The following is a 20,699-nucleotide window of genomic DNA, read 5'->3' on the forward strand; positions in this document are numbered from 1 at the left end:
TATTGGAGGTCATTATGTTGCAGAATCCCCATTCAGTTTATATTGGTCTGGACGTTCACAAGGAATCTCTGGCCATCGCTCTTGCCAGCCCGGAACGCGGCGGTGAGATTCGTTTTTATGGCAACATCCCCAATCATCAGCAAAGCATAAACCACGTATTTTTAAAGCTTCAAAAACAATATTCGTCAGTCATGGCCTGCTATGAAGCTGGTCCCTGCGGATAGAATATTTATCATCAGCTAACAGCGATGAACATTGAGTGCATTGTTGTAGCACCATCACGGATCCCAAAATCCCCCACAGATCGCATTAAGAACGATCATCGTGACGCTGTTGGTCTGGCAAGATTATTACGGGCCGGCGAACTAATACCGGTATGGATCCCCGATCTGACACATGAGGCTATGCGGGACCTGATTCGGGCCAGAGCGGCGTCAAATCAAGATAGCAGGATTGCCCGACAGCGGATCCAGAGTATTCTGTTACGTAATGGCAGGAGGTACGAAAAAAAACCATGGGGTTACAATCATCGCATATGGCTCGCAAATCAGATATTCCCTTTACCGTCACAACAAATAGCGTTTCAACATTACTGTCAGAGCCTTGAGCAGATAGAAAGCCGAATAGACCAATTGGATCAGGAAATCGACCGCCTGCTACCAGAATGGTCGTTATACAACCTGGACTGTCAGTTGCAGGCACTGAAAGGTGTAGGGAAGACGATCGCCATTTCACTGGCATCAGAACTGGGGGATTTCTCTCGTTTCCCTAATCCAAAACAAATCATGGCCTATATCGGGTTAATCCCTGGTGAATACTCCAGTGGTAACAAAATCCGCTCCCGGGGGATAACGAAAACCGGTAACAGTGAGCTACGAAGGCTGTTGTACGAAGCAGCATGGGCATATCGCTCCCCCGCAAAAGTCGGTAGCTGGCTCATTACCTGCCGACCAACTGAAGCCACACAGGAATCAAAAGACATTGCCTGGAAAGCTTAGCAGCGGTTATGTGGCCGTTACAAAACGCTTTTACAAAAAGGTAAACGGTAACAAATTGCCATTATTGCTGTTGCCAGGGAACTGACTGGATTTATGTGGGATATTGCCCTGACGGCTCGCCAGTCAGGTTAACAGCACAGCGTTAAACCCTGAAGTGCCGGGCACGGAATGAGTAATCCCCGTCAAGAACATCGGTCGGTAGACAATAATCCGATACCAGCAACCAGAAAGGGGCAAGCTCAAGACGAAAACCATCGTGGGGCAACCAATCCCCGAATAAGAGTCTGTTCAATTCAGGAAACAGCCCGGTCACTTCAGGTTCCCTGGCGCAAGTTGCTGTTTCAAAGCAGAGGACAATCAGGCTGTGCAGGGTAACTACGGCCGAAATTTTTGACAAAGGTCATAAGAGTTTTTACGACCCAGACTGACCATTCGCAGGGCATTCTCAGCGATGTTGTTATCGGCTTCGGCCCAGCCATCGTCTGCATAGTACGTCAGTGCCGGCCACTGGTTCAGGGCGTACGTGAACGCCTTCGCCAGCTCCGAGTGTCGCGACAGCGTGTTCATCTTTTCACGCAACCAGCTTTCCAGGGATTTCAGTAGCGGTTTAGTTTTTTGCTGACGTTCGGTAAGGCGCTGCTCTGCCGGTATTCCCCTTATTTCCGCCTCGATGGCATACAACTCGCCGATCTGTTTCAGGGCTTCATCCGTCAGGACTGATGGGGTTCGGGCGTGCACATCGTGGATTTTACGGCGGGCGTGAGCCCAGCAGGCTGCTTCCGTTATCCGGCCATCGCGGTACAGCTCGTTGAACCCGGCGTACGCATCCGCCTGCAGCATTCCGCTGAAGCCTGCAAGATGGGTCTGCGGGTGGTGTCCTTTTCTGTCCGGGCTGTAAGCGAACCACACGGCCGGTGCCAGCGCTGACCCAGCGTTGCGATCATCACGAACGTATGTCCACAACCGCCCGGTTTTCGTCTTCTTTCTACCCGGCGCCAGTAGCGGCACCGGGGTATCATCCGTATGCAGTTTGCGGCAGCCCATCACATAGTGGTAAATGGCCTCATCCAGCGGGACCATTAACCGGCAACAGGCATCCACCCAGTTGGAGAGCAGCGCACGACTCAGATCCACGCCCTGACGTGCAAAGATTTCAGTCTGATGATACAGCGGCAGATGTTCGCAGTATTTCGCGGTTAGCACCCGGGCCAGCAGACCCGGTCCGGCGATACCGCGATCGATGGGGCGTGATGATGCTGGTGCTTCAACGATGCAGTCGCATCTGACGCAGGCCTTTTTCACTCTGACCGTGCGGATCACTTTCAGGGCACTGGAGACGAGTTCCAGCAGCTCCGCGCTGACTTCGCTGAGATATTCCATATCGTTGCCGCATTCCGGACAGCAGGTTTGCACAGGCTCCAGCCAGTGTATCTCGCGGGGAAGGTGTTCCGGTAATGGGCGACGATGGCGGGACTGGCGCAACTGGCGTGGTACCTGTGGATCGTCTGCCCGTCCGTTGTAGCGATCGCTTTGCTGCTACTGCTGTTTCATCAGGGCTTCGGCTTCTTCAACCTGTCGGCGAAGTTTTTCTGAGCGGGTGCCGAGCAGCATCCGCCGCAGTTTTTCTATCTGTTCCCGCAGGTGTTCTATTTCGCGCTCTTCGTTCTCTATTTTTTCTTCTGCACGGGCCGGTGCCGAACGCAGGAACGACTCAGTCTCTGCAACGAGGCTAAGCTGACTGTCTTTCTGGCGAAGCGCATGTTCCAGCGCGGCGATACGGGTGAGATAATCCTGACGCATGACCCTATTTAAAATGAGGTCATGTTCTTTTTACAACATTGTCAGTGCGTTAAGATGTGAGGTTTTAGTCTGACGCCAGTCCAGCTTATCGAGAAGCATGGTGAGTTGTGAGCGGGTGATGGAGATTTTTCCATCGCGTACAGTAGGCCAGATGAACTGGCCTTCTTCCAGCCGTTTGGTAAACAGGCACAGGCCGTCAGCATCCGCCCAGAGGATCTTCACGGTATCGCCTTTGCGACCACGGAAGATAAACAGGTGGCCGGAGAACGGGTTTTCATCAAGTGCATGCTGTACCAGCTCGCCAAGGCCATTGAAGGACTTACGCATATCGGTGACGCCAGCAACCAGCCAGATACGGGTGCCTGACGGGAGGGATATCATTGGCTTCTCCCGGTCAACTCGCGAAGCAGCACGCTCAGTAACTCCGGTGACGGGTTCTCCAGCGTCATTTTGCCGTGGCGGAACTCAACACTGCAGGAGGTGGCATTCAGCGCCAGGAACTGACCCGGGTCTGTATTCGTCTCACCTTTTGGCGCCGGGTCAGGTATAACCTCGACAGGCAGCATCGTCGGTGATGATGAAGATTCAACTGTTGCCGGAAGACGACGTGATATGCGGCCTTCATCATGCCAAAGTCGCAGCCATTTGAAGATGACATTATCATTGATGCCGTTTTCGCGGGCAATCTGAGCAGCGCAGGCTCCGGGGCGGGAAGCCAGTTCGACCATACGTAGCTTGAATTCATTTGAATAATTTTTACGGGGTTCTTTTCGCCAGGATTGGGATTCCATACTTAGATGTCCGTCTGTACAGGTGGATGTCTAAGTTACCAGCACTGGCTTGATGTCTACATACGGTGCTGGCTTTACGCTTACCTTTGATCGCGGTTAACGAGGTATATTGAGTTTTTAACAGGAGTAAGAACCTCCCCCTTTTGGATGGGGCAATGAGATGAAACTTCCACTACCAGGTCTGTGAGTACATCATTTTACTTCTGAAGCTGGTTCAGGTCGGCTTCCATTTGTACGATACGGTGGGATACCATTTCTGAGCAGAGAATCGCGTACCTCCGGAACCACACACGAAGGGTGGCCAGTAACGGCTATTCCTGTTTCAACCGCGTGAATTACAGTTATCAGTTCTGATGTGTCGCGGAGGGGTCTTGTCACGTATGCCCCTCAGACGGCGAGTGGTATAACAATAATTATTTATTCACTCGTTCTTTTCTTACTTCAGAATAATTCAGGCAATGTCTTTGCGTATCGACTGACTTTTTTAGTCGTTTTTTTGTGTGGGTCTTGAAAGACATCGCGAATGATCCACCAGCGAGACGGAAATGGTGTCTCATTTTCCCGATAAGCAGCCGCAAACCATTGCTGAATGTGTTTACATTCAGGTTCGTGGTGTTCAGTCTTCACACTGAATAACCAGCGCTGGTAAGCCCATTGAGTCCGTGGGTTTTGCGGGCCTGACAGAGCGATAAGAAAGCACACCTTAGCTCGCTGTAGAGCCGCATTGTGGGCGGTGGCACGTTTGCCACGCTTAATAATGGTAACCAGAAAGCGAAGTAAAGTCTGCCGGTATATCAGTATCAAAGCCAGTATTATCATGGCGCAGCCAGTGGTGAGGTAAAGCCAGTCTGGTAATAATACGAGTTTGTCCCAAACAGTGAGTGACAACGCGGCAGAGACAGGTTTGGTTATCTCACTTTTGACAGTGAGGCCGGATAGTGATGTGTTTTTAAAGGTTTTATGTGCGGTATCATACCAGCGGGTAGCAATCGTACCCGTGGCTATTTGTCCCGATGGATCGGGGCCGTAATACCAGTGCTCGGTGCGCATACCACCAATAAACTCATCATAATTGGTCAGGTCGTTACTTTCAGCTTCATGCTGAAGGACCTGTGAGGGCGGAATCAATGCGGGGATCAGACTACCACGAAGACCATGCGCTTCAATCAAGATGCGTCGCTCTAACAATTGCCCATGCTGAAGTCTGAGGTGGTTCAGGGCGTGACTGTCCAGCGCTTCACGTTGATTGTCAGCATTAAGCAGATACCAGCTTTGTCGTAACTGCACTGAGCTCGCCGGGAAAAAACGGTCGATATCATTTGCTCCGGCGGGCAGCGCCACCTTCAGGTGAATCGGAGACAGGGGTAAAACCGGTGAATTATCCTGATCGGGAAACACGGTTATTGCCGTCGGAGATAATGACAGATTGCCCTCCGCCAGTGGCGTCAGCAAATAATTTTGTGTGGCGCCACGTTGATTGAAATGACCATGAGGCCTTTCGATGGAGGGTGACAACATAAACATGGGGATCACGGTGGCATCTTTCATATCCCACTGGGGAAATTGCGGAAACCAGTTTATCTTTTCAGGCATCCAGACGGTGGCTGTCATCACCAGACTCTGTTTAGGGACCAGCATATCGGGGGCGCTGGCTTTACTATCTTCTACTGGGCTTAAGCGGAGATTTGCTTCCCAGCCCTCAGGGCCATCTGCGGCCTGACCAGACATAACCGTGAAGAAAAGCAAAAAACACACCAATCTGTTCACTGTGTCTTCCCCTGAGCCTGTAACAGAAACAACGATTTCAGCATTTCTTTAGGGGAGGTATCCACATCAGCCATCCAGTTATTCAGTTCATTCTCATTCATCTTTTTCGCACCACGCACCGGATCATTATTGTTTTTCGGTTGCTGCACGTCCGTCACTCTGGCGTTGTAATTCGTGTTGTCATCAGATTTTTCTTTCTCACCGCCTTGTTTTTTGCGTTTCTCCAGCATGGTCTGAACGATGGCGGCATTTATTCTGGCTGCGGTCAGTTGGGGGTTGCGTCGCAACGCCTGTTGATAATAGTACAGTGCGCCCTGGTATTGTTGCTGCTGTGCCAGACTGTTAGCCAGATAAAATAAGCCCTCAGCGCTATCGACCTGACGAAAAGCCGCCGCGGCCTCCTCGTAATTCTTTGCCAGATACCAGGCTCGGCCCTTGCGATAACTGTCTGTAAAATTCAGGGCGGCGCTATGATAATCCTTTTGCATCATTGCCCGTTGCCCAATCTGATCCCCTGTCCACCACACATGCTGCCAGTCGGCCCGGGCGTCAGGCGCCCACATGCTCGTTGCTAACAATAAAAAAGGCAATAGTACGGTAAGGGTCGTTATGTGGCGGTACAGTAAAAATGCTAAAGGGAGCATCAGTAAGACCAGCCAGAAACCGGAGTCCGACCATTGCCAGCGCGGGTTTGCATTTTGTGCCTGCACGGTGTTGCTTTGAATATGTCGCATTACCCAATGCAGATCCTGATTATCTTCGGTCAGGCTGATGACAGGAAGGCCTGCCAGTTTTAACGTATCAAAAGCGGCAATGGGAACCTGGTTGCCTGACGTCGCAGATACGTCGCCGGGCGCAAAGCGCCAGTTTCCCCCCTGTGCAGTGCCGGCCACCAGAACTTCTATTGCCGGGAAGCGTTGGTAAAAATCCCGCAGTGCGGCATTGTCTGTTTCTGACAGTTGATCGCTGATAATCAACAGATTTGTCGATGTATCCGTATGCTGTAGTGTCTCCTGCGCCAGAGATAATGCCTGACGCAGGCCTGAACCTGCACGGGATGACGCAGGCATAATATCGGGTTCGATAGCGGGCAAAAATAACTCAAAAAAGTGATCATTATGGGTCGGCGGGATCACCAGATGCGCAGTGGCGCTCCAGACAATAACACCAAACGCCGACTGGGGCATTTGCTGGCGTAACGCGGTAATTTTCGCTTTCGCGGCACGATTGCGGTTAGGCGGGACATCGCTGGTATACATTGACGGGCCGTTTGCTAACAGGACCATCACGGTACTTTTGTCCTGTTGACCTTCGGGCAGTTGTTTATGCCAGGTCGGCCCGGCAAGTGCCACAAAGCCGATAATGGTTATCACCCCCCAAATATTGATACTGCTCAACAGAAAGCGGGCGTGATGATGCCTTATTAAGGCATCAGCCAGTTCCGGAGCAATAACGCGATACCAGCCAGATTGCCTCGTTTTATTTCGGTGGGCTGCTGTCATCAACAGTAAGGTAACAACAATACCCACGAGCCACCAGGGACGCAGAAAATGCAGATCAGCCATTTTTCCTCCGTGCAGACCAGATTAAAACGGCCAGAACGAATAGGCCACACAGTGCCGCGGCCAGTGGGTAAGGATAGAGGGCGAGAGAGTATGACCACCCCAGGTTTTTTATTTTACGCTCAGCTAACCGGTTAATGGTGTCGTAAACCTGCTGAAGTACCTGCGTGCGGCCATCCACCTGATGAAATGTACCACCGGTTTCATTCGCAATTTTTTTAAGTAACGCCAGATTAATACTCTCGCCATTACCACCAGCAAGGGCAATGGTATGTATAATCACACGTTCTTTTTTTGCCAGTCGCAGTGCGACGTCTGGCGGCAGGGTGGATGAGGTATCCTGACCGTCAGTCAGCAGAACCACCATCCGCTCATTCCCCTCTGGCGTATCCCCTAAACTCTGGTACATCTTGATAGTACTGCCTAACGCATCGCCAATACTGGTTTGGGGGCCTGCCATTGCGGGTTGCAGGTCGTTTATCCGGTCCAGAAGGATTTGGTGGTCACGGCTCAATGGCGCAAAAGGATACGCTTTGGTGCCAAAGACGACTAACCCGATATTGTCATCCTTGCGCGCGTTAATAAAACGGCGCACCGCATCCTGCATGGCACCGATACGTGTCAAAGCAGCCCCCTGCTTATTGACCATATCCTGTGTCGCCATAGAGCCAGAAACATCAAGCACCAGTACCAGATCTCGGGTGGAAACCACTTCGGGTATCGGGAGCGTCAGCCATTGAGGGCGTGTCGCGGCGCACACTAAAGCGCACCAAATCAGAGCCCATACTGTCAGTTGCCGGCGTAGCCCCCGGGTCGCCGCGTGATAGTGCGCGGCTTCTGTACTCAAAAAATGGGGTAAAGCAGGGACCCTTACACTATGATTGTGCGTCGCCACGGGTTCAGGCAAATAGCGAAAAAGCAGGGGGACAGGCAGCAATAGCCATAACCAGGGCCACTGAAACGACAGCTTATTGATGAGCAACAACAGGCTATCTGGCATCAGGTAATACCTCCAGCCATTGAACAAACGCCCCCGCAAGTGCATGGTTCACCGCTTCCGGTAGCCGATCGTCCCGACGATAATGGTGCTCTGTCAGTGTTTGTTGCTCCACGTTACTCAGTGCAGAAAGTTGTGTGATGAGTGCTTTGTCATCCATCAGTGCCAGTTGTTGTGGCGTGTAATGCACCAGCGTGACGCGTTTGATGACGGTAAACCATAATCCTGCACTGGCGGACGACTGTGCGATCTCCGCCAGTGCCAGTGCCTGCCTGCGCCAGAGTTGACGCTGATAGCGGCGGTATTTTATCCATACCATTGCCATGAGTAACATCAATATAAAGAGGAAGGTTAGTTGCCAGGCCAGAGTGTCAGGAAACAAACTTACAGGGGCAGGTAAAGCCAGTTCCGCTAAAGCAGGCATTTCCGTGGCGGGTATGCTGAGTGTAGCTGGCTGAGTCATGTCATTCCCTCCTGGACCTGTAACGCAGCCATCAATTGCCGTTCAGCGCTTTGCCATGTAGTTAATGGGCAGGACATCACGCCTGACTGGGTAAAGTGCTGTTGTAAAAAGGAAAAATGGTCGCATGTTTTTTGATGGATAGTGTGCCGCTGTTGCGCGGATGAAAAACGTAACTCAGCTTCAATACCTCCCCACGTTGCCAGAAACGCGCCTTCAGTCGGCCAGTCATGAATAATGCCGTCATGAACGGGGAGTGCGATGACCTGTGTTTTCGCACTGATTTCGGCCATCAGGTGCCACGCCTGGGCATCAAAATGGTGAAAGTCGCTGATAATGACCACTAACGCATTCCGGGAAATCTGATGGCGGAGGTGCTGCAAGGCCAGTGTTAACTGTGTGACAGCCTGAGTGACTTTAGCTTGCGCGGACAATGATTGATTTGCACTGGCTAATTGCTCCAGAAGCTGGATCAGATGCGGTTTATTATGGCGAGCAGGAAAGCGGTGGACGTATGACTCTTCGGCAATAATCAACCCCACGGGTTGTTTGCTGTGCCAGGTAAGCCAGATTAACAATGCACTGATACGCACCGCTAATACCGATTTAAGTTGCAGGCGGGTGCCAAAAAACATGTCGTTGGTCTGATCAACCATAATAATCATCGGGCGTTCGCGTTCTTCATTGAAAACGCGAATAAACGGCGTACCTCGCATACGGGCAGTTACATTCCAGTCGATATCCCGTACATCATCACCTTGCTGGTACTGACGAACCTGGTCAAAGGCACCGCCACGTCCGTTGATACGGGAGGGCCGATTTCCTTGTATAAGGCCATGCACAAGTCTGGAGAAACTCAACCTCATTTGTCTGGTCAGTGCTTCACAGGCAAGAAGCTCATCAATGCTGGTATACACACCGCTTTGTCCGTTCATCAGCCTTATCCCACCACAATATTTTCTGTCAGTTTGTCGATAACATCGTCAATACTGATACCGTTGGTCGCGGCCTGAAAAGAAAGTACCAGCCGGTGACGTAAAACATCATGTACAACTGCGCGAACATCGCCCGGATCGACATAATCACGCCCGTTTAGCCAGGCGTGTGCACGGGACGCCCGCTCCAGTCCTAAAGAAGCCCGTGGGCTGCCGCCACTGATAATCCATTTTGCCAGTTCAGCGTCAAATTGTGCCGGGTAGCGGCTGACATGAACAATTCGGACAATATAATCTTTTATCGAATCACTGACATGGATAGCAGACACTTCCTGCCAGGCCTGATATATCACTGTTTTATCGAGTTTTTCATTTTCAGTACCCTCATTTTTTTTACTTTTCTGATCAGAGTAGTGGGATTGCTGTTCGCTACGAACCAGGTCCAGAATGGCTTTTTCGTCTTCCGGTGAGGGGTAATCTACCAGGACCTTCATCAGGAAGCGGTCCAGTTGTGCTTCTGGCAGGTTATACGTACCTTCCTGTTCAACGGGGTTTTGTGTAGCCAGTGCCATAAACAGGCGGGGGAGTGGGTATGTTTTACCGGAGACGGTGATCTGACGTTCTTCCATGGCCTCGAGCAGGGCAGACTGGACTTTAGCCGGCGCGCGGTTGATTTCGTCAACTAACACCAGATTGCCGAAGACTGGTCCGGCACGAAACTGAAAAGCATTATCAGCATCAGCACCGTCAGGAAGATAGATTTCTGAACCCGTGATATCGGCCGGCAGTAAATCGGGTGTAAACTGGATCCGTCGAAATGTTGCATCCATATGCTGAGCCAGACTGCGGATAGCGCGGGTTTTAGCCAATCCAGGCATTCCCTCTAACAATAAATTAGCATCACAAAGCAGGCACAGAATAATACGACGAACGACTCTCTCCTGGCCCAGGATGGAGGACGACACTTTCGCTTCTAAAGCGAGAATATGTTGAAGGGGGCTCATAAAGTAACCAGCTCCGGAATATCGCGGTTAAAACAACAAAGCCACCCTGTTGAGGCAGAGTGGCTTTGGCTGATATCAGACGTTACTTGTCGACACGCTCAATATCACCCAGTGTCCAGCTCTTATCAAAGAAGGCTTCGGTCGGGGCATAGAAGCGGAAGTAAGTAAACCAGCCGTCCCCGGGTTTGGTCTGGATCCAGTTCTGTTCAAATCCTTTCACAGGCTTCGGCCCGTAATAGATATCTACAGAGCCATCGGCGTTGGTTTTCAGCCCCTGCTTGGTGGAGCCGATATCCGGTGATTTCTCATCATTAATGATCAACTCGCGTTCTTTTTCATCGTAGACAGTGGTGGACCAGAACTGTTTCGCCGGGACATTGGCCGGTACATGCAGTTTGTAGGTATGCTCACCATTCAGCCAGTTACCATCCTTGTCCTGATAAGTCACAATATACCGCTGTCCCACGCCAGGTGTCTGGCTCAGCATGGCTTTTGAAATGGTGACAGCCTCATAGAACCAGGAGGCGCGTTCATCAAACTGATCCCAGTTGTTGGTACGCTGGCTCGGGCTGACGGTGATGGCATGCTTCCAGTGCGTGCCAGGCCAGAAAGCTGGCTCAAAACGTTTGCCATAGTTGTTGGCTTTCGCCATAGCCTGGCCGACGACTGCACCTTCTTCCAGAATTTTTGTCTGTGCTTCTGTCGGTGTAAATAGTTTGCCTTTTTCGATACCCAGGAAACGCAGATGCTCAAGCATAAAGCGGTCACGTTCATCGACAACTTCGGACTGCACTATCTGATTGATGGCTTTCCAGTATGCCATCCCTTCAGGAGGTGTCTGGCTCCACGCATCCTCTGATGCGGCTTTCACATGCCAGGTGGTGCCTGTTTTATCCTCGTCATACAAGGAGGAGGTGATCTGCGGGACCAGTCGTTTGATGGCCTCGGCTTTGTCTTTGTCCAGCAAACGGACACCAAATAAGACATTATTCGAGGTGGCTTTCACCACAAAATACCCCTCCTTCGGTATCGGTTTGTCATAGCCCGGAGGCAGGATCAGGTATTTCCCGCCTTTACCTGCATCCGGTCCCACCACACCCAGATCTGCCAGGACGCGCTGATGGATATCCAGAATCATCCCTGCCATCAGCCCCTTTGGCAGAGTCAACACAACGGGGCCCGTTTTAGACAAGTCAGCAAAACTGGCAATATAGGGGGTGGTGAAGTTTGGCGTCAGAATCCCTTGCTTCTGTTTTTGGGTCAGATAAGACACCATCTGCCCGTCAGGTGCGTGGAATACATTATTATGGGCATTCTTCCATTCGATAAGACCAACAGCGGGGATCCCCCACATATAGGCCTGTGTCGCCCGCATGAAATCCATCTCATTCATCAGATGGTCCATGGTTGTCGGGGTCGGATAACCCCCGTCAAATTCCAGTTGACCAATACGGGTGTCGACAGTCTCCTGAGTACCGGCCAGTGCCTGTACTGACATTGCCAGGCAGGAAGCACTGATAACACCTGCGAGGATTTTTTTACGTATATTCATGTTTTAGTCCCTAAAGCGGTCAGAAAGTGTTATTTGATTTCTTCAATATCACCCGGTTTCCAGGAGCCATCAATCGCAGCCTGCTCAGGCAGGTAAAGACGTAAGATACTGAAGAAGCCCCGTTCAGGTGCGGTAGCCAGCCAGTTTTTCTCTTTGCCTGCCGGTGCCTTAGGTCCGATATAAATATCGGTGCTGCCATCAGCGTTCTGGACCGGTTTATCAAGCTTACCTAAGGACGGGAATGGCTGACCATTGGCCAGACCGGAAGCATTTTCGGCTTCATAGAGCGTGACAGACCAGAACAGTTTAGCCGGGATATTGGCTGGTAGATGTAAGCGATAAGAGCGATCACCAGACAGGGCTTTACCTTCTTTGTCATCAAAAGCAATCATGTAATAAGCGCCTTTACCCGCCGTCATCGTGGTCATGCCAGGGCTGATAGAATAGTAATCGGTGAAGAACCAGGTCCGGGCGTCGAGTGCGCGATATCCGCCATCTTTTGCCAGCCAGCTGAGGTCTGCGGGCTGATTAGGCCAGTGTGAGGAGACGTTGTTAACCGGGTTCAGCCATTTACGATCTTTATACACGTGGTAATCCACGCCGTTCATACCGTCTTTAAAGCCAATAGCACGGCTGGTTTTGTAGCCTGTTTTCGCGGCATTATCGAGAATGTGATGGTCACGGGACGATGGGGTGAATGGCTTGTCTTTCACGATCCCAAGCCCGGCCAGCATGCCGAGAGAGTCTGGCCCCGCCAAATTTGCCCCTTCTTCGTCCACGATGCGCTTTATCTGTTCAAAGGCAGAAAAATCACTGCGGGGTAGCATGTTGACTTCACGTCCGGAAGCTTCCGGGAACTCCATTTTCTTCGCATCGGTCTGGTGGCCTAATGGATACAAAACAGAACGTTTCAGCAGATTGACCGCAGGCGAGGTATCGGAAGGGTCTTTGTAGAATGCGCGGAGGAAAAGAAAGATATTGTTCGTGGTAGAGCGATAAACGTAATACCCTTTCGGGACTTCTTTGTCATAGCCCGGTGGGAGGATTAAAATCTTGCCGCCTTTACCCGCATCCGGGCCCGGTAAACCAATATCGCCCTGGAACTCCATACCATCAACCGGCATTGGACGCTGCCAGAAATCCAGCAAAATTCCCTGTAACCCTGGAGGGGCTTCAAATACTAATGGCCCTGTTTTAGCCAGGTTTTCAAAAACCATGGCGTAAATGAGGTCAGAGTTTGGCGTGGTAATTTTTGTTTTAGCATCCAGTCGTTTTCCCCAGATAGCCATCACATTATAACCGGTACCAAACGCTTTTTCGGCACCATCACGCATTCCGGCTGTGTTCAGTAAGGGGAGTGCCCAGAGATAAGACTGTGTTGCTCGCTGAAAAGTGAGCTCTTCCAGCAGGGTATTTGTGGTCGATACTGTCGGACGATTGTGCTCCATCGGTAAATCGGCTAATTCCTGGAACCTGTCCGCCAAAACTGACTGAGAAAAAAGAGCGGTGATAAGCGCTCCGGTACACGCAGCAAGCCTGAATGCAGTAGTCATCTCAATGCTCCTTGAGCAATACATTGAAGGAAGAATTTATATAGTTATACCTGCGTAAGTATAGATGCGAATGCTTGTTAAGTAATGTTAAAGAATGATTAATATAAAATAAAAATTTGCTTGTATAGATATTTGTGCTTGACACAATAATTTTGTATAACTACTTTGGTGGTGTAAGGCTACTTTAAAGGTAGTAGAAGCGTCAGTATTATGAGGTGATCTATACAATTTTTTATAAATGAATTATCACACTCTGTACTTACATTAAGATGATTCTGAGTGTCTGATGAGTGGACAACGAAATCATGATGGAATTATTTTAAGCATCTCGGTAAACCGGACCATTCAATTTTAGAGATCATTCCACTTGGATGTCTCAAAAGTGTGTGGAACTAAAAAAGGTGTACTTACACTGATGCCTACGCATCCACGATAAATGACTATAAGGGGGCTGTCGGCGCGACAGTAAAAGGAGGCAACTGATTCAACCGGAAAGTCAACGCGTATGAAATCACGGAGAAAGGATTATCCGTACAGGCGATGCTCAACGGTTATAAATACTTGCCTGACAGTGACCTGAACAAGTAACAACATCAAATACGCCTCACCCTACGACATGAATAAAACGCCCCCGGATGTCATTCCCGCGCTGGATGATTTTATCCGGGGACAGTCTATTTCTCTTTAAGCCATCTTAATGATTCTGGGCTGTTTGTTAAACCCGTTGCGATTCACTTTAGATCAAATGACCTTCTTACCAACACTCACAGCATAAAAAACAAACATTGCATTTAACAATGAAAGCAGATATAGCAATAGTAATCCAGGAGAAGAAAATCCTACATTGAAGATGTAAACACTTCCCAGGGCACCATCAATTGGATTATATATCTTCCATATGGCAACTGCTGCAAACTGGGTCATTATCAACTTAATGGCTATAGCGTTTTTGGTTCGAAAGAACAAAAATGCAGAGAGCAGCACTAATCCCATAGAAGTTAAATAGCAAGTGATCACCATCGTACTCCCGTTTTCAGGTTTCGGAAAAAGGTACCCAGCCTGCCCAACCAACCCATTAAACCCTAGGGACAAAAATGAAAGTAAGATACAAACAAAAATAACTCTTATCACTATCACAATTCCACCTATATCATTGCTAATGATAAAATATGTTTAACTAGAGTAATACTCAACATACATTTCAGCAACCCTTAGCGGTAAGAAGGGCGTCATTCTGCTGATGCCAAATTTATGGTGGTGAGGGAGGTCGTAGGTGGTGGCTTTTTCGCTCGAGACGCTGCGGTTAAACATAAAGTATCAGCTTTCAATACAGTATGCACAGGGATTGAAAAATATAGGAAATATGGAGATGATGCTTTCGCCAGAAAGCACAGAAAGATTAGCCTGTGACCGATAAAAATGTTTCACTATCTACACTTGGTTCAGAATCAACCTATAATAAGCGAGAGGAGCTTGAATACCTAAAGGTCAAAAATATCAACTTAAATAAACTGATATCCTTGGTTCAGGAGAGAACACGCTCAGCACACAAGAAAAAGTGAGTGCTGTTAATGAGAAAAGGTAGTAATGGTCCTTTTTTCGGCAATTGAATGCTGCAGAGTTGCCGAGGAACACGCCCTATTATCATACAAAGGTTTGCTGGCCAGGCTCGATAGAGTGCGTGTATGTGATGAATATAGTGGATTTGCCCCTATATATCCAGACGCCTTTTGTAGTGATGTGATGGGCGTCCATCTCTCAGTTCAAGTCCTGCCACACTTATGCTGAGTGTTCTTCTTTCAGAGGCACTACATCATGAACGCGATAAAGGCCATCGGTACCGATTTGACTAAATCGGTCTTTCAGGTCTGTGTCTGGATGAATGACGGAAGCATTGCATTTAACCGTAAGGTTTACCGCCAAATGAATCGAAAAGTCGATACTGGAAAAACTCTAACACAGTGGCCAGTTTTAGTTGACCATATATGAGCGCACCGGGTGATACAAATACTGGTTCGATATGGTTTGCGACCATATATCCGACGTCGTTAGTAGGTTCAATGACCTGCGCCATGATGTTATCCGAGCCCTGTTTCCTAATCACTACACCGGTATTTGATTACCCAGGTCAACTTCAGGCTGTTACAGGGACTGTAGCCGTTATCTCATCAGTGCGTGCAAACTCAGTTAAAAATGATTTCTATAACTTAGTGTTTTTATTTGATTTATCGCAATGGTCTTCTGCATGTTAAAATTAATATCATCGGCCAAAACACGCCGGATAATTCTCGTCAGTTTATTCGCCAGCGCGACAGTCGCTTTCAGGAACCCTCGATGGGCCTTCATAGGCATTGTTCCTGATGAGGCGCAGAATACGTTCGGTATTGGACAACTCCGTAAACCGGAACATGTTACCGCTTAATGCGGATTTAATCCGTTCCAGAAAAAATCGACGTGCTCAGGTGGTGATATTTCACTGAGCAGTACCGGGATCTCCAGTTCTCCACCAACGACATGAAAAATCATTCGTTTTATTGTCAATGCATTAATTTTTTCATTCGTTAAAAAATTCATAGTGACACCCCGTTATTTCGTGTCTTATTTTATTGTAAATTGCTGTGAATAGCTTCAACCTGGGTAGTATAGGTAATCCCCTGTACTTACGTAAAATATTTCATCACAGGGGCTGGTATCAGCTAAGCATCACCCCCTCAGTGAATAAAGGTATACAGGGAAAAAACAAAATAAGGAAACATTCCCCGACAGGAATTCCGGGAGAATGGATTATAGGCGTTGTTGTCTGGCGTAATCAAAAGGTGATACCGGATCTTCACTATTCGCATCGAGAAAATCTGCCCTCCACTGCAGCATCAATTTGCGTTCGTCTAAGAACTCAGCTTTATGAATGTAGGCAGCCCGGACACCATTACGCTCCTGATGACTCATCTGACGTTTAACAGCATCCCTGGATCATGATCAGATTTAATCAATGAAATACAGGCCATTGCTCTAAATCCGTGGCCACAGACATCGACTTTTGTATCGTAGCCCATCAGCCGCAGTGCGTTATTCACTGTATTTTCACTCATAGGCTTCCTAGGATTGTGGTCGTCGGTGAAAATCAGTTCATATTCCCCGCTGATGATGTGGAGCTGTTTGAGAAGCCGTTAAGTTTATGTGTGATGCGACCGGTCTGTCGCAACGTCGTGCCTGCAGGCTTACAGGTTTGTCTCTGTCGACCTGCCGCTACGAGGCTCAGCGTCCGGTGGCTGATGCGCATTTATCTGGGCGCATCACTGAACTGGCACTGGAGCGCAGGCGTTTTGGCTACCGCGCATCTGGCAGTTACTGCGCCGTGAAGGCCTTCATGTTAATCACAAGCGCGTGTACCATAACGAGTGTTGTCCCCATTCTGTGCTGGGCTGGATGACCCCGTCCGAATTTGCTGAAAAGTCTGCCGGTTGCCAGAACATGCAACCAACATGAAGCCGGTTATTCCTGATTATGACTGGAGCATATTCGGAGTCAGGGTCAACACGCCTCAATAATGGGGAGTCACTGACCGTCAGGGGCCTTGCTGACGAATTTAACATTTGCGAAAAAACAATACGGCGTGATCTGACCGAGCACCTTGCTTACCTGTACTTGCTCCGACATGGCAAGCAGCACTGGATCGCTTCACGCTAAAGTCCATGCAGTGCGGTAAATATGCCAGAAGCTATAGAACAAACAAAAAATAAAAGAATGGCGTTCCCCGCACCTTCGGGTGCGGGGAACAACCACTAACTGTTTGTCGATGAACTGAGAAGTTTGTCAATATAATCAGCGTACCACTGCATCATTTCTCGTCTTCCATCCAGATCCTGTGCATGGTTGTATGTGCCGCGAATGCTGTTTTTATCCACATGAGCGAGTTGCATCTCGATCCAGGCTGTATTAAACCCCTGCTCATGCAGAATGGTACTCATGGTGTGGCGAAAACCATGCCCTGTAGCTCTCTTATCGTAGCCAACCCTTTTTATAACCATATTGACGCTAGCTTCACTCATCGCTTTGTTAACATCGTTTCGTCCTGCAAAAATAAGCTGGTAGGTTCCTGTTAGTTCTTCCAATTGACGAAGAGCGCTCAAGGATTGAGCCGATAACGGGACAACATGAGGACGTTTCATTTTCATTCTAGTTTTGGGGATTTCCCAGATACGATTATCGAAGTCAATTTCACTCCATTCAGCCAGACGTAACTCTACTGTTCTCAAGCCTGTCAGCATGAGCAACCGGGTTGCGAGAAGTGTAATAGGACTTCCGGAGTAGCTAGATAACTTTTGCAAAAACTCAGGCAGTTCGGCGGCGGTAAGAAAGGGATAGTGCTGTTTCTCATGGCCTTGCAAAGCGCTACCAAGATCAGCTGCTGGGTTGTAATCAGCACGTCCTGTAACAATCGCGTAGCGAAAAACCTCACTACAACGCTGGCGTACTTTGCTTGCGAGCTCAGGTGCTCCCCGCTTTTCCATTCGTTGTAATACGGACAAAAGCTCCAGTGGTTTTATTTCATTCACTGGCTGAGAGCCGAGATAGGGGAATACATTGTTTTTAAAAGCTCGCTTGACGTAATCAGCATAACTCTTCGACCAACCAGATATTTTTGCACCGTACCATTCGAGAGCTATTACTTCAAATGTGTTGGTAACCGAGAGTTTTTTGGCTAACTGCGCGGCCTTTTTGACCTCTCCTGGATCCTTATCATTCGCCAATACCTTTTTTGCACCATCTCGTTTAGTGCGAGCTTCCGCAAGTGAGATGTTCGGGTAGGTTCCGAATGAGAGCTTTTTCTCTTTGCCGGCAAATCGATACTTCATGCGCCAGTACTTTGAACCATTAGTATTGACCATGAGATAGAGCCCTCCGCCATCAGCGAGCTTATAGGCTTTGTCTCTGGGTTTTGCAGTCTCGACCTGACGCGCATTTAAGGTCATTTTTGGGGGCCTCATTTTTCATTGAACAGGATAAGCCCCCACTAAGGCCCCCAAGCGTTTATTGATTCACGTTGAAATGGGTAGACATTAGTTGACGTCGCATAACGAGAATAGAGGGTTTATCACTGATTATAAGAGGGTTTTATTGAATTTGGTAGATGTCAGGAGAGATGTGTATGGTGTCCCCTGCAGGAATCGAACCTGCAACTAGCCCTTAGGAGGGGCTCGTTATATCCATTTAACTAAGGGGACGAAGCGGCGGGAGTATAGCGTTTTTTTCCTTGTACGTTAAGCATCTATGGGTTGACTGCTTAAAGTGTCGCCACTTAGGGGCGTTTTTCATCCTTGAGACGCGCTTTTTTCTCGTTGCTCATGTCGTTGCGAATCTGCGCATGGCTCAGCAGGGCAAAAATAAACGTCCCCCCGCAAATGTTGCCCGCCAGCGTCGGCAGCGCGAAGGGCCAGATAAACGCCTGCCACGGCAGCGAGTCGTTGAAAATCAGATAAAAAATCTCGACGCTGCCGACCACAATATGGGTGGTATCGGCCAGCGCGATCAGCCAGGTCATCAGCACGATCACCACGATTTTCGCCGCGCCGGCCGCGGGAAACATCCACACCATGGTGGCGACCAGCCATCCGGAAATAATCGCATTGGCGAACATCTCCATGGGCGTATTTTCCATCACCTTTAAACTGATATCCTGAAATGCCTGGCGGGTGGGATCGTCAAATATCGGCATCATGTTAAAGGCCCACGCGGCAATGGCCGTGCCGATCAAATTCCCGGCAAGCACTATGCCCCACAGACGCATTAACAGGCCAAAATTACCGAGCGTCGGCTTATGCATGATTGGGAGTACTGCTGTGACGGTGTTTTCGGTAAACAGCTGCTGGCGGGCCATGATGACAATCACAAACCCGAAGGTATAGCCGAGGCTCTCAAGCAAAAAGCCGCCGGGAACGTCACTCAGATGAACATGGAAGATCCCCTTCGCCACCATCGATGCTCCCATCGACAGACCGGCCGCTACCGCAGACCACAGCAGCGCCAGCGCATCACGCTCCAGCTCTTTTTCCCCTTCCTGACGGATCTCTTCATGGGTGGCCATGGCGCGGGAAGGCAGGCGTTTCTCATTGACCTCTATCTCTTTGCCATCCTGTTTTTCATCACTCTCAACCTCAATATCTTCGCTATTATGGTGAGAGTGAGGGGTTGGTTCTGACGCCATAAAGTTTCCTCCAGCGATGTCTCTCTCATAAGCGTAGAGATATTTCCGTCGCCTGGCCCAGGAGAACCTCCTATTTTTTGGGTAATGGCAAGTTTAGCAATACGGATATTGCAAAACATGTATAGAATCGGGTCGCAACAATAATGCCAAAAAGGCTATGCTGAATGCAGGCACCAGAATGCAATTTGCTTCGGGCGATATCTTCAAGGAGGATGCCGTCCCCGGAGAACCCGCAGCAATAGCCAAAATTAACAGGGAGACACCTATGAATTATCGCCTGTCGGCGCTCGCGCTTGGCGCCACATTGCTGGTGGGATGCGCCAGTTCCAACTCTGGCGATCGGCCACAGGGGCGTTCGGACCCGCTTGAAGGGTTTAACCGCACGATGTTTGATTTCAACTTCAACGTGATGGACCCGTACCTGCTGCGTCCGGTTGCCGTTGCCTGGCGTGATTATGTCCCGCAACCAGCGCGAAACGGGCTGAGTAACTTTACCAGTAACCTGGAAGAGCCGGCGGTGATGGCAAACTACTTCCTGCAGGGCGATCCCTATAAAGGAATGGTGCATTTTACCCGTTTCTTCCTGAACACCCTTCTGGGGATGGGTGGCCTGATCGACGTCGCCGGGATGGCTAACCCGAAACTTCAGCGTGTTGAACCGCACCGTTTTGGTAGCACCCTGGGTCACTATGGCGTGGGCTATGGCCCTTATGTACAACTGCCGTTCTATGGCAGCTTCACGCTGCGTGATGAAGGCGGGGATATGGCGGATGGCCTGTACCCGGTACTCTCCTGGCTGACCTGGCCGATGTCGATCGGTAAGTGGGCGGTTGAAGGGATTGAAACCCGTGCTCAGCTGCTGGATTCTGACGGTCTGCTGCGCCAGTCTTCCGACCCGTATATCCTGATGCGTGAAGCGTACTTCCAGCGTCATGACTTTATCGCCAACGGCGGTAAACTTACACCGGCCGATAACCCGAATGCTCAGGCGATTCAGGATGAACTGAAAGATATCGATTCGCAGTAAGTCATCGCGAGAATCTAAATCGCTAGAAAATAAAAAGGGTGAACATGA

The 20,699-nt window shown here is 49.5% G+C and carries 15 protein-coding genes, 1 tRNA gene and 4 pseudogenes; 4 read left to right on the forward strand and 16 right to left on the reverse strand.

Going from position 1 to position 20,699, the window contains the following annotated elements; genetic code table 11:
- Positions 1 to 14: 14 nt before the first annotated feature.
- Positions 15 to 1,130, forward strand: a pseudogene (locus ACMYSP_RS19465) (IS110 family transposase).
- Positions 1,131 to 1,406: 276 nt separating this feature from the next.
- On the opposite strand, the pseudogene tnpC reads toward ACMYSP_RS19465, so the two are convergent.
- The 13 genes and pseudogenes from tnpC to ACMYSP_RS19530 all read right to left on the reverse strand — a co-directional run.
- Positions 1,407 to 2,798, reverse strand: a pseudogene (gene tnpC, locus ACMYSP_RS19470) (IS66 family transposase); the annotation flags it as partial.
- A 30-nt stretch (positions 2,799 to 2,828) separates the two neighbouring features.
- Positions 2,829 to 3,179, reverse strand: coding sequence for an IS66 family insertion sequence element accessory protein TnpB (tnpB, locus tag ACMYSP_RS19475; protein ID WP_434583672.1), 351 nt, complete (start codon positions 3,177 to 3,179; stop codon positions 2,829 to 2,831).
- The gene (gene tnpA, locus ACMYSP_RS19480) at positions 3,176 to 3,589 is read right to left on the reverse strand and encodes an IS66-like element accessory protein TnpA (protein ID WP_434583674.1); all 414 of its coding nucleotides are present in this window, start codon (positions 3,587 to 3,589) and stop codon (positions 3,176 to 3,178) included. The genes tnpB and tnpA overlap by 4 nt, the downstream gene beginning before the upstream one ends.
- A 441-nt stretch (positions 3,590 to 4,030) precedes the next feature.
- On the reverse strand, positions 4,031 to 5,356 hold the full coding sequence (locus tag ACMYSP_RS19485) for a hypothetical protein (RefSeq protein ID WP_434583676.1): 1,326 nt from the start codon (positions 5,354 to 5,356) through the stop codon (positions 4,031 to 4,033).
- Complete coding sequence (locus ACMYSP_RS19490; RefSeq protein WP_434583678.1) at positions 5,353 to 6,921, reverse strand: VWA domain-containing protein; 1,569 nt, start codon at positions 6,919 to 6,921, stop codon at positions 5,353 to 5,355. The genes ACMYSP_RS19485 and ACMYSP_RS19490 overlap by 4 nt, the downstream gene beginning before the upstream one ends.
- Positions 6,914 to 7,918, reverse strand: a complete 1,005-nt coding sequence (locus ACMYSP_RS19495) for a VWA domain-containing protein (protein WP_434583680.1) — start codon at positions 7,916 to 7,918, stop codon at positions 6,914 to 6,916. Before ACMYSP_RS19495 ends, ACMYSP_RS19490 begins: the two co-directional genes overlap by 8 nt.
- Positions 7,908 to 8,378: a DUF4381 family protein gene (locus ACMYSP_RS19500; RefSeq protein WP_434583682.1), complete on the reverse strand. Its 471-nt coding sequence runs from the start codon at positions 8,376 to 8,378 to the stop codon at positions 7,908 to 7,910. The genes ACMYSP_RS19495 and ACMYSP_RS19500 overlap by 11 nt, the downstream gene beginning before the upstream one ends.
- On the reverse strand, positions 8,375 to 9,310 hold the full coding sequence (locus ACMYSP_RS19505) for a DUF58 domain-containing protein (RefSeq protein WP_434583684.1): 936 nt from the start codon (positions 9,308 to 9,310) through the stop codon (positions 8,375 to 8,377). The genes ACMYSP_RS19500 and ACMYSP_RS19505 overlap by 4 nt, the downstream gene beginning before the upstream one ends.
- Positions 9,311 to 9,315: 5 nt before the next feature.
- Complete coding sequence (locus ACMYSP_RS19510) at positions 9,316 to 10,314, reverse strand: AAA family ATPase (RefSeq protein ID WP_434583686.1); 999 nt, start codon at positions 10,312 to 10,314, stop codon at positions 9,316 to 9,318.
- An 82-nt stretch (positions 10,315 to 10,396) separates the two neighbouring features.
- Complete coding sequence (locus tag ACMYSP_RS19515) at positions 10,397 to 11,866, reverse strand: DUF1254 domain-containing protein (RefSeq protein ID WP_434583688.1); 1,470 nt, start codon at positions 11,864 to 11,866, stop codon at positions 10,397 to 10,399.
- 29 nt (positions 11,867 to 11,895) lie between these two features.
- Positions 11,896 to 13,419, reverse strand: coding sequence for a DUF1254 domain-containing protein (locus ACMYSP_RS19520; RefSeq protein WP_434583690.1), 1,524 nt, complete (start codon positions 13,417 to 13,419; stop codon positions 11,896 to 11,898).
- 741 nt (positions 13,420 to 14,160) lie between these two features.
- Positions 14,161 to 14,550: a hypothetical protein gene (locus ACMYSP_RS19525; protein WP_434583692.1), complete on the reverse strand. Its 390-nt coding sequence runs from the start codon at positions 14,548 to 14,550 to the stop codon at positions 14,161 to 14,163.
- Between the two features lie 1,653 nt (positions 14,551 to 16,203).
- A pseudogene (locus ACMYSP_RS19530) lies at positions 16,204 to 16,583 on the reverse strand (tyrosine-type recombinase/integrase); the annotation flags it as partial.
- Between ACMYSP_RS19530 and ACMYSP_RS19535 the strand changes: the two are divergent.
- Together ACMYSP_RS19535 and ACMYSP_RS19540 are read left to right on the forward strand one after the other, a co-directional pair.
- A pseudogene (locus ACMYSP_RS19535) lies at positions 16,580 to 16,809 on the forward strand (IS3 family transposase); the annotation flags it as partial. The pseudogenes ACMYSP_RS19530 and ACMYSP_RS19535 sit on opposite strands and share 4 nt — an antisense overlap.
- A 114-nt stretch (positions 16,810 to 16,923) precedes the next feature.
- Complete coding sequence (locus ACMYSP_RS19540) at positions 16,924 to 17,106, forward strand: DeoR family transcriptional regulator (RefSeq protein WP_434583694.1); 183 nt, start codon at positions 16,924 to 16,926, stop codon at positions 17,104 to 17,106.
- A gap of 95 nt (positions 17,107 to 17,201) precedes the next feature.
- Here the strand turns inward: ACMYSP_RS19540 and ACMYSP_RS19545 are convergent, their stop codons facing one another.
- From ACMYSP_RS19545 to ACMYSP_RS19555, 3 genes are all read right to left on the reverse strand, one after another.
- Positions 17,202 to 18,392, reverse strand: a complete 1,191-nt coding sequence (locus tag ACMYSP_RS19545; RefSeq protein WP_434583696.1) for a tyrosine-type recombinase/integrase — start codon at positions 18,390 to 18,392, stop codon at positions 17,202 to 17,204.
- Between the two features lie 177 nt (positions 18,393 to 18,569).
- Positions 18,570 to 18,644: transfer RNA gene (locus tag ACMYSP_RS19550), tRNA-Arg, on the reverse strand.
- Between the two features lie 74 nt (positions 18,645 to 18,718).
- Positions 18,719 to 19,624, reverse strand: coding sequence for a formate/nitrite transporter family protein (locus ACMYSP_RS19555; protein WP_434583698.1), 906 nt, complete (start codon positions 19,622 to 19,624; stop codon positions 18,719 to 18,721).
- A gap of 265 nt (positions 19,625 to 19,889) precedes the next feature.
- Here ACMYSP_RS19555 and mlaA point away from each other — a divergent pair, with 265 nt between their 5' ends.
- Entirely contained in the window at positions 19,890 to 20,651 is a 762-nt protein-coding gene (mlaA, locus tag ACMYSP_RS19560; protein ID WP_434583700.1) for a phospholipid-binding lipoprotein MlaA, read from the forward strand.
- The last annotated feature ends 48 nt before the right edge of the window (positions 20,652 to 20,699 follow it).

Origin of the sequence: Klebsiella sp. R390 (genome assembly GCF_051131745.1) — a bacterium.
Taxonomy (GTDB): domain Bacteria; phylum Pseudomonadota; class Gammaproteobacteria; order Enterobacterales; family Enterobacteriaceae; genus Klebsiella.

Bases quoted from the DNA above. Each gene is read 5' to 3' on its own strand.
- ACMYSP_RS19500 (WP_434583682.1), bottom strand. From the start codon at position 8,378: ATGACTCAGCCAGCTACACTCAGCATACCCGCCACGGAAATGCCTGCT.
- ACMYSP_RS19505 (WP_434583684.1), bottom strand. From the start codon at position 9,310: ATGAACGGACAAAGCGGTGTGTATACCAGCATTGATGAGCTTCTTGCC.
- ACMYSP_RS19520 (WP_434583690.1), bottom strand. From the start codon at position 13,419: ATGACTACTGCATTCAGGCTTGCTGCGTGTACCGGAGCGCTTATCACC.
- tnpA (WP_434583674.1), bottom strand. From the start codon at position 3,589: ATGGAATCCCAATCCTGGCGAAAAGAACCCCGTAAAAATTATTCAAAT.
- ACMYSP_RS19510 (WP_434583686.1), bottom strand. From the start codon at position 10,314: ATGAGCCCCCTTCAACATATTCTCGCTTTAGAAGCGAAAGTGTCGTCC.
- tnpB (WP_434583672.1), bottom strand. From the start codon at position 3,179: ATGATATCCCTCCCGTCAGGCACCCGTATCTGGCTGGTTGCTGGCGTC.
- ACMYSP_RS19540 (WP_434583694.1), top strand. From the start codon at position 16,924: ATGACTGGAGCATATTCGGAGTCAGGGTCAACACGCCTCAATAATGGG.
- mlaA (WP_434583700.1), top strand. From the start codon at position 19,890: ATGAATTATCGCCTGTCGGCGCTCGCGCTTGGCGCCACATTGCTGGTG.
- ACMYSP_RS19495 (WP_434583680.1), bottom strand. From the start codon at position 7,918: ATGCCAGATAGCCTGTTGTTGCTCATCAATAAGCTGTCGTTTCAGTGG.
- ACMYSP_RS19545 (WP_434583696.1), bottom strand. From the start codon at position 18,392: ATGACCTTAAATGCGCGTCAGGTCGAGACTGCAAAACCCAGAGACAAA.
- ACMYSP_RS19515 (WP_434583688.1), bottom strand. From the start codon at position 11,866: ATGAATATACGTAAAAAAATCCTCGCAGGTGTTATCAGTGCTTCCTGC.
- ACMYSP_RS19555 (WP_434583698.1), bottom strand. From the start codon at position 19,624: ATGGCGTCAGAACCAACCCCTCACTCTCACCATAATAGCGAAGATATT.
- ACMYSP_RS19490 (WP_434583678.1), bottom strand. From the start codon at position 6,921: ATGGCTGATCTGCATTTTCTGCGTCCCTGGTGGCTCGTGGGTATTGTT.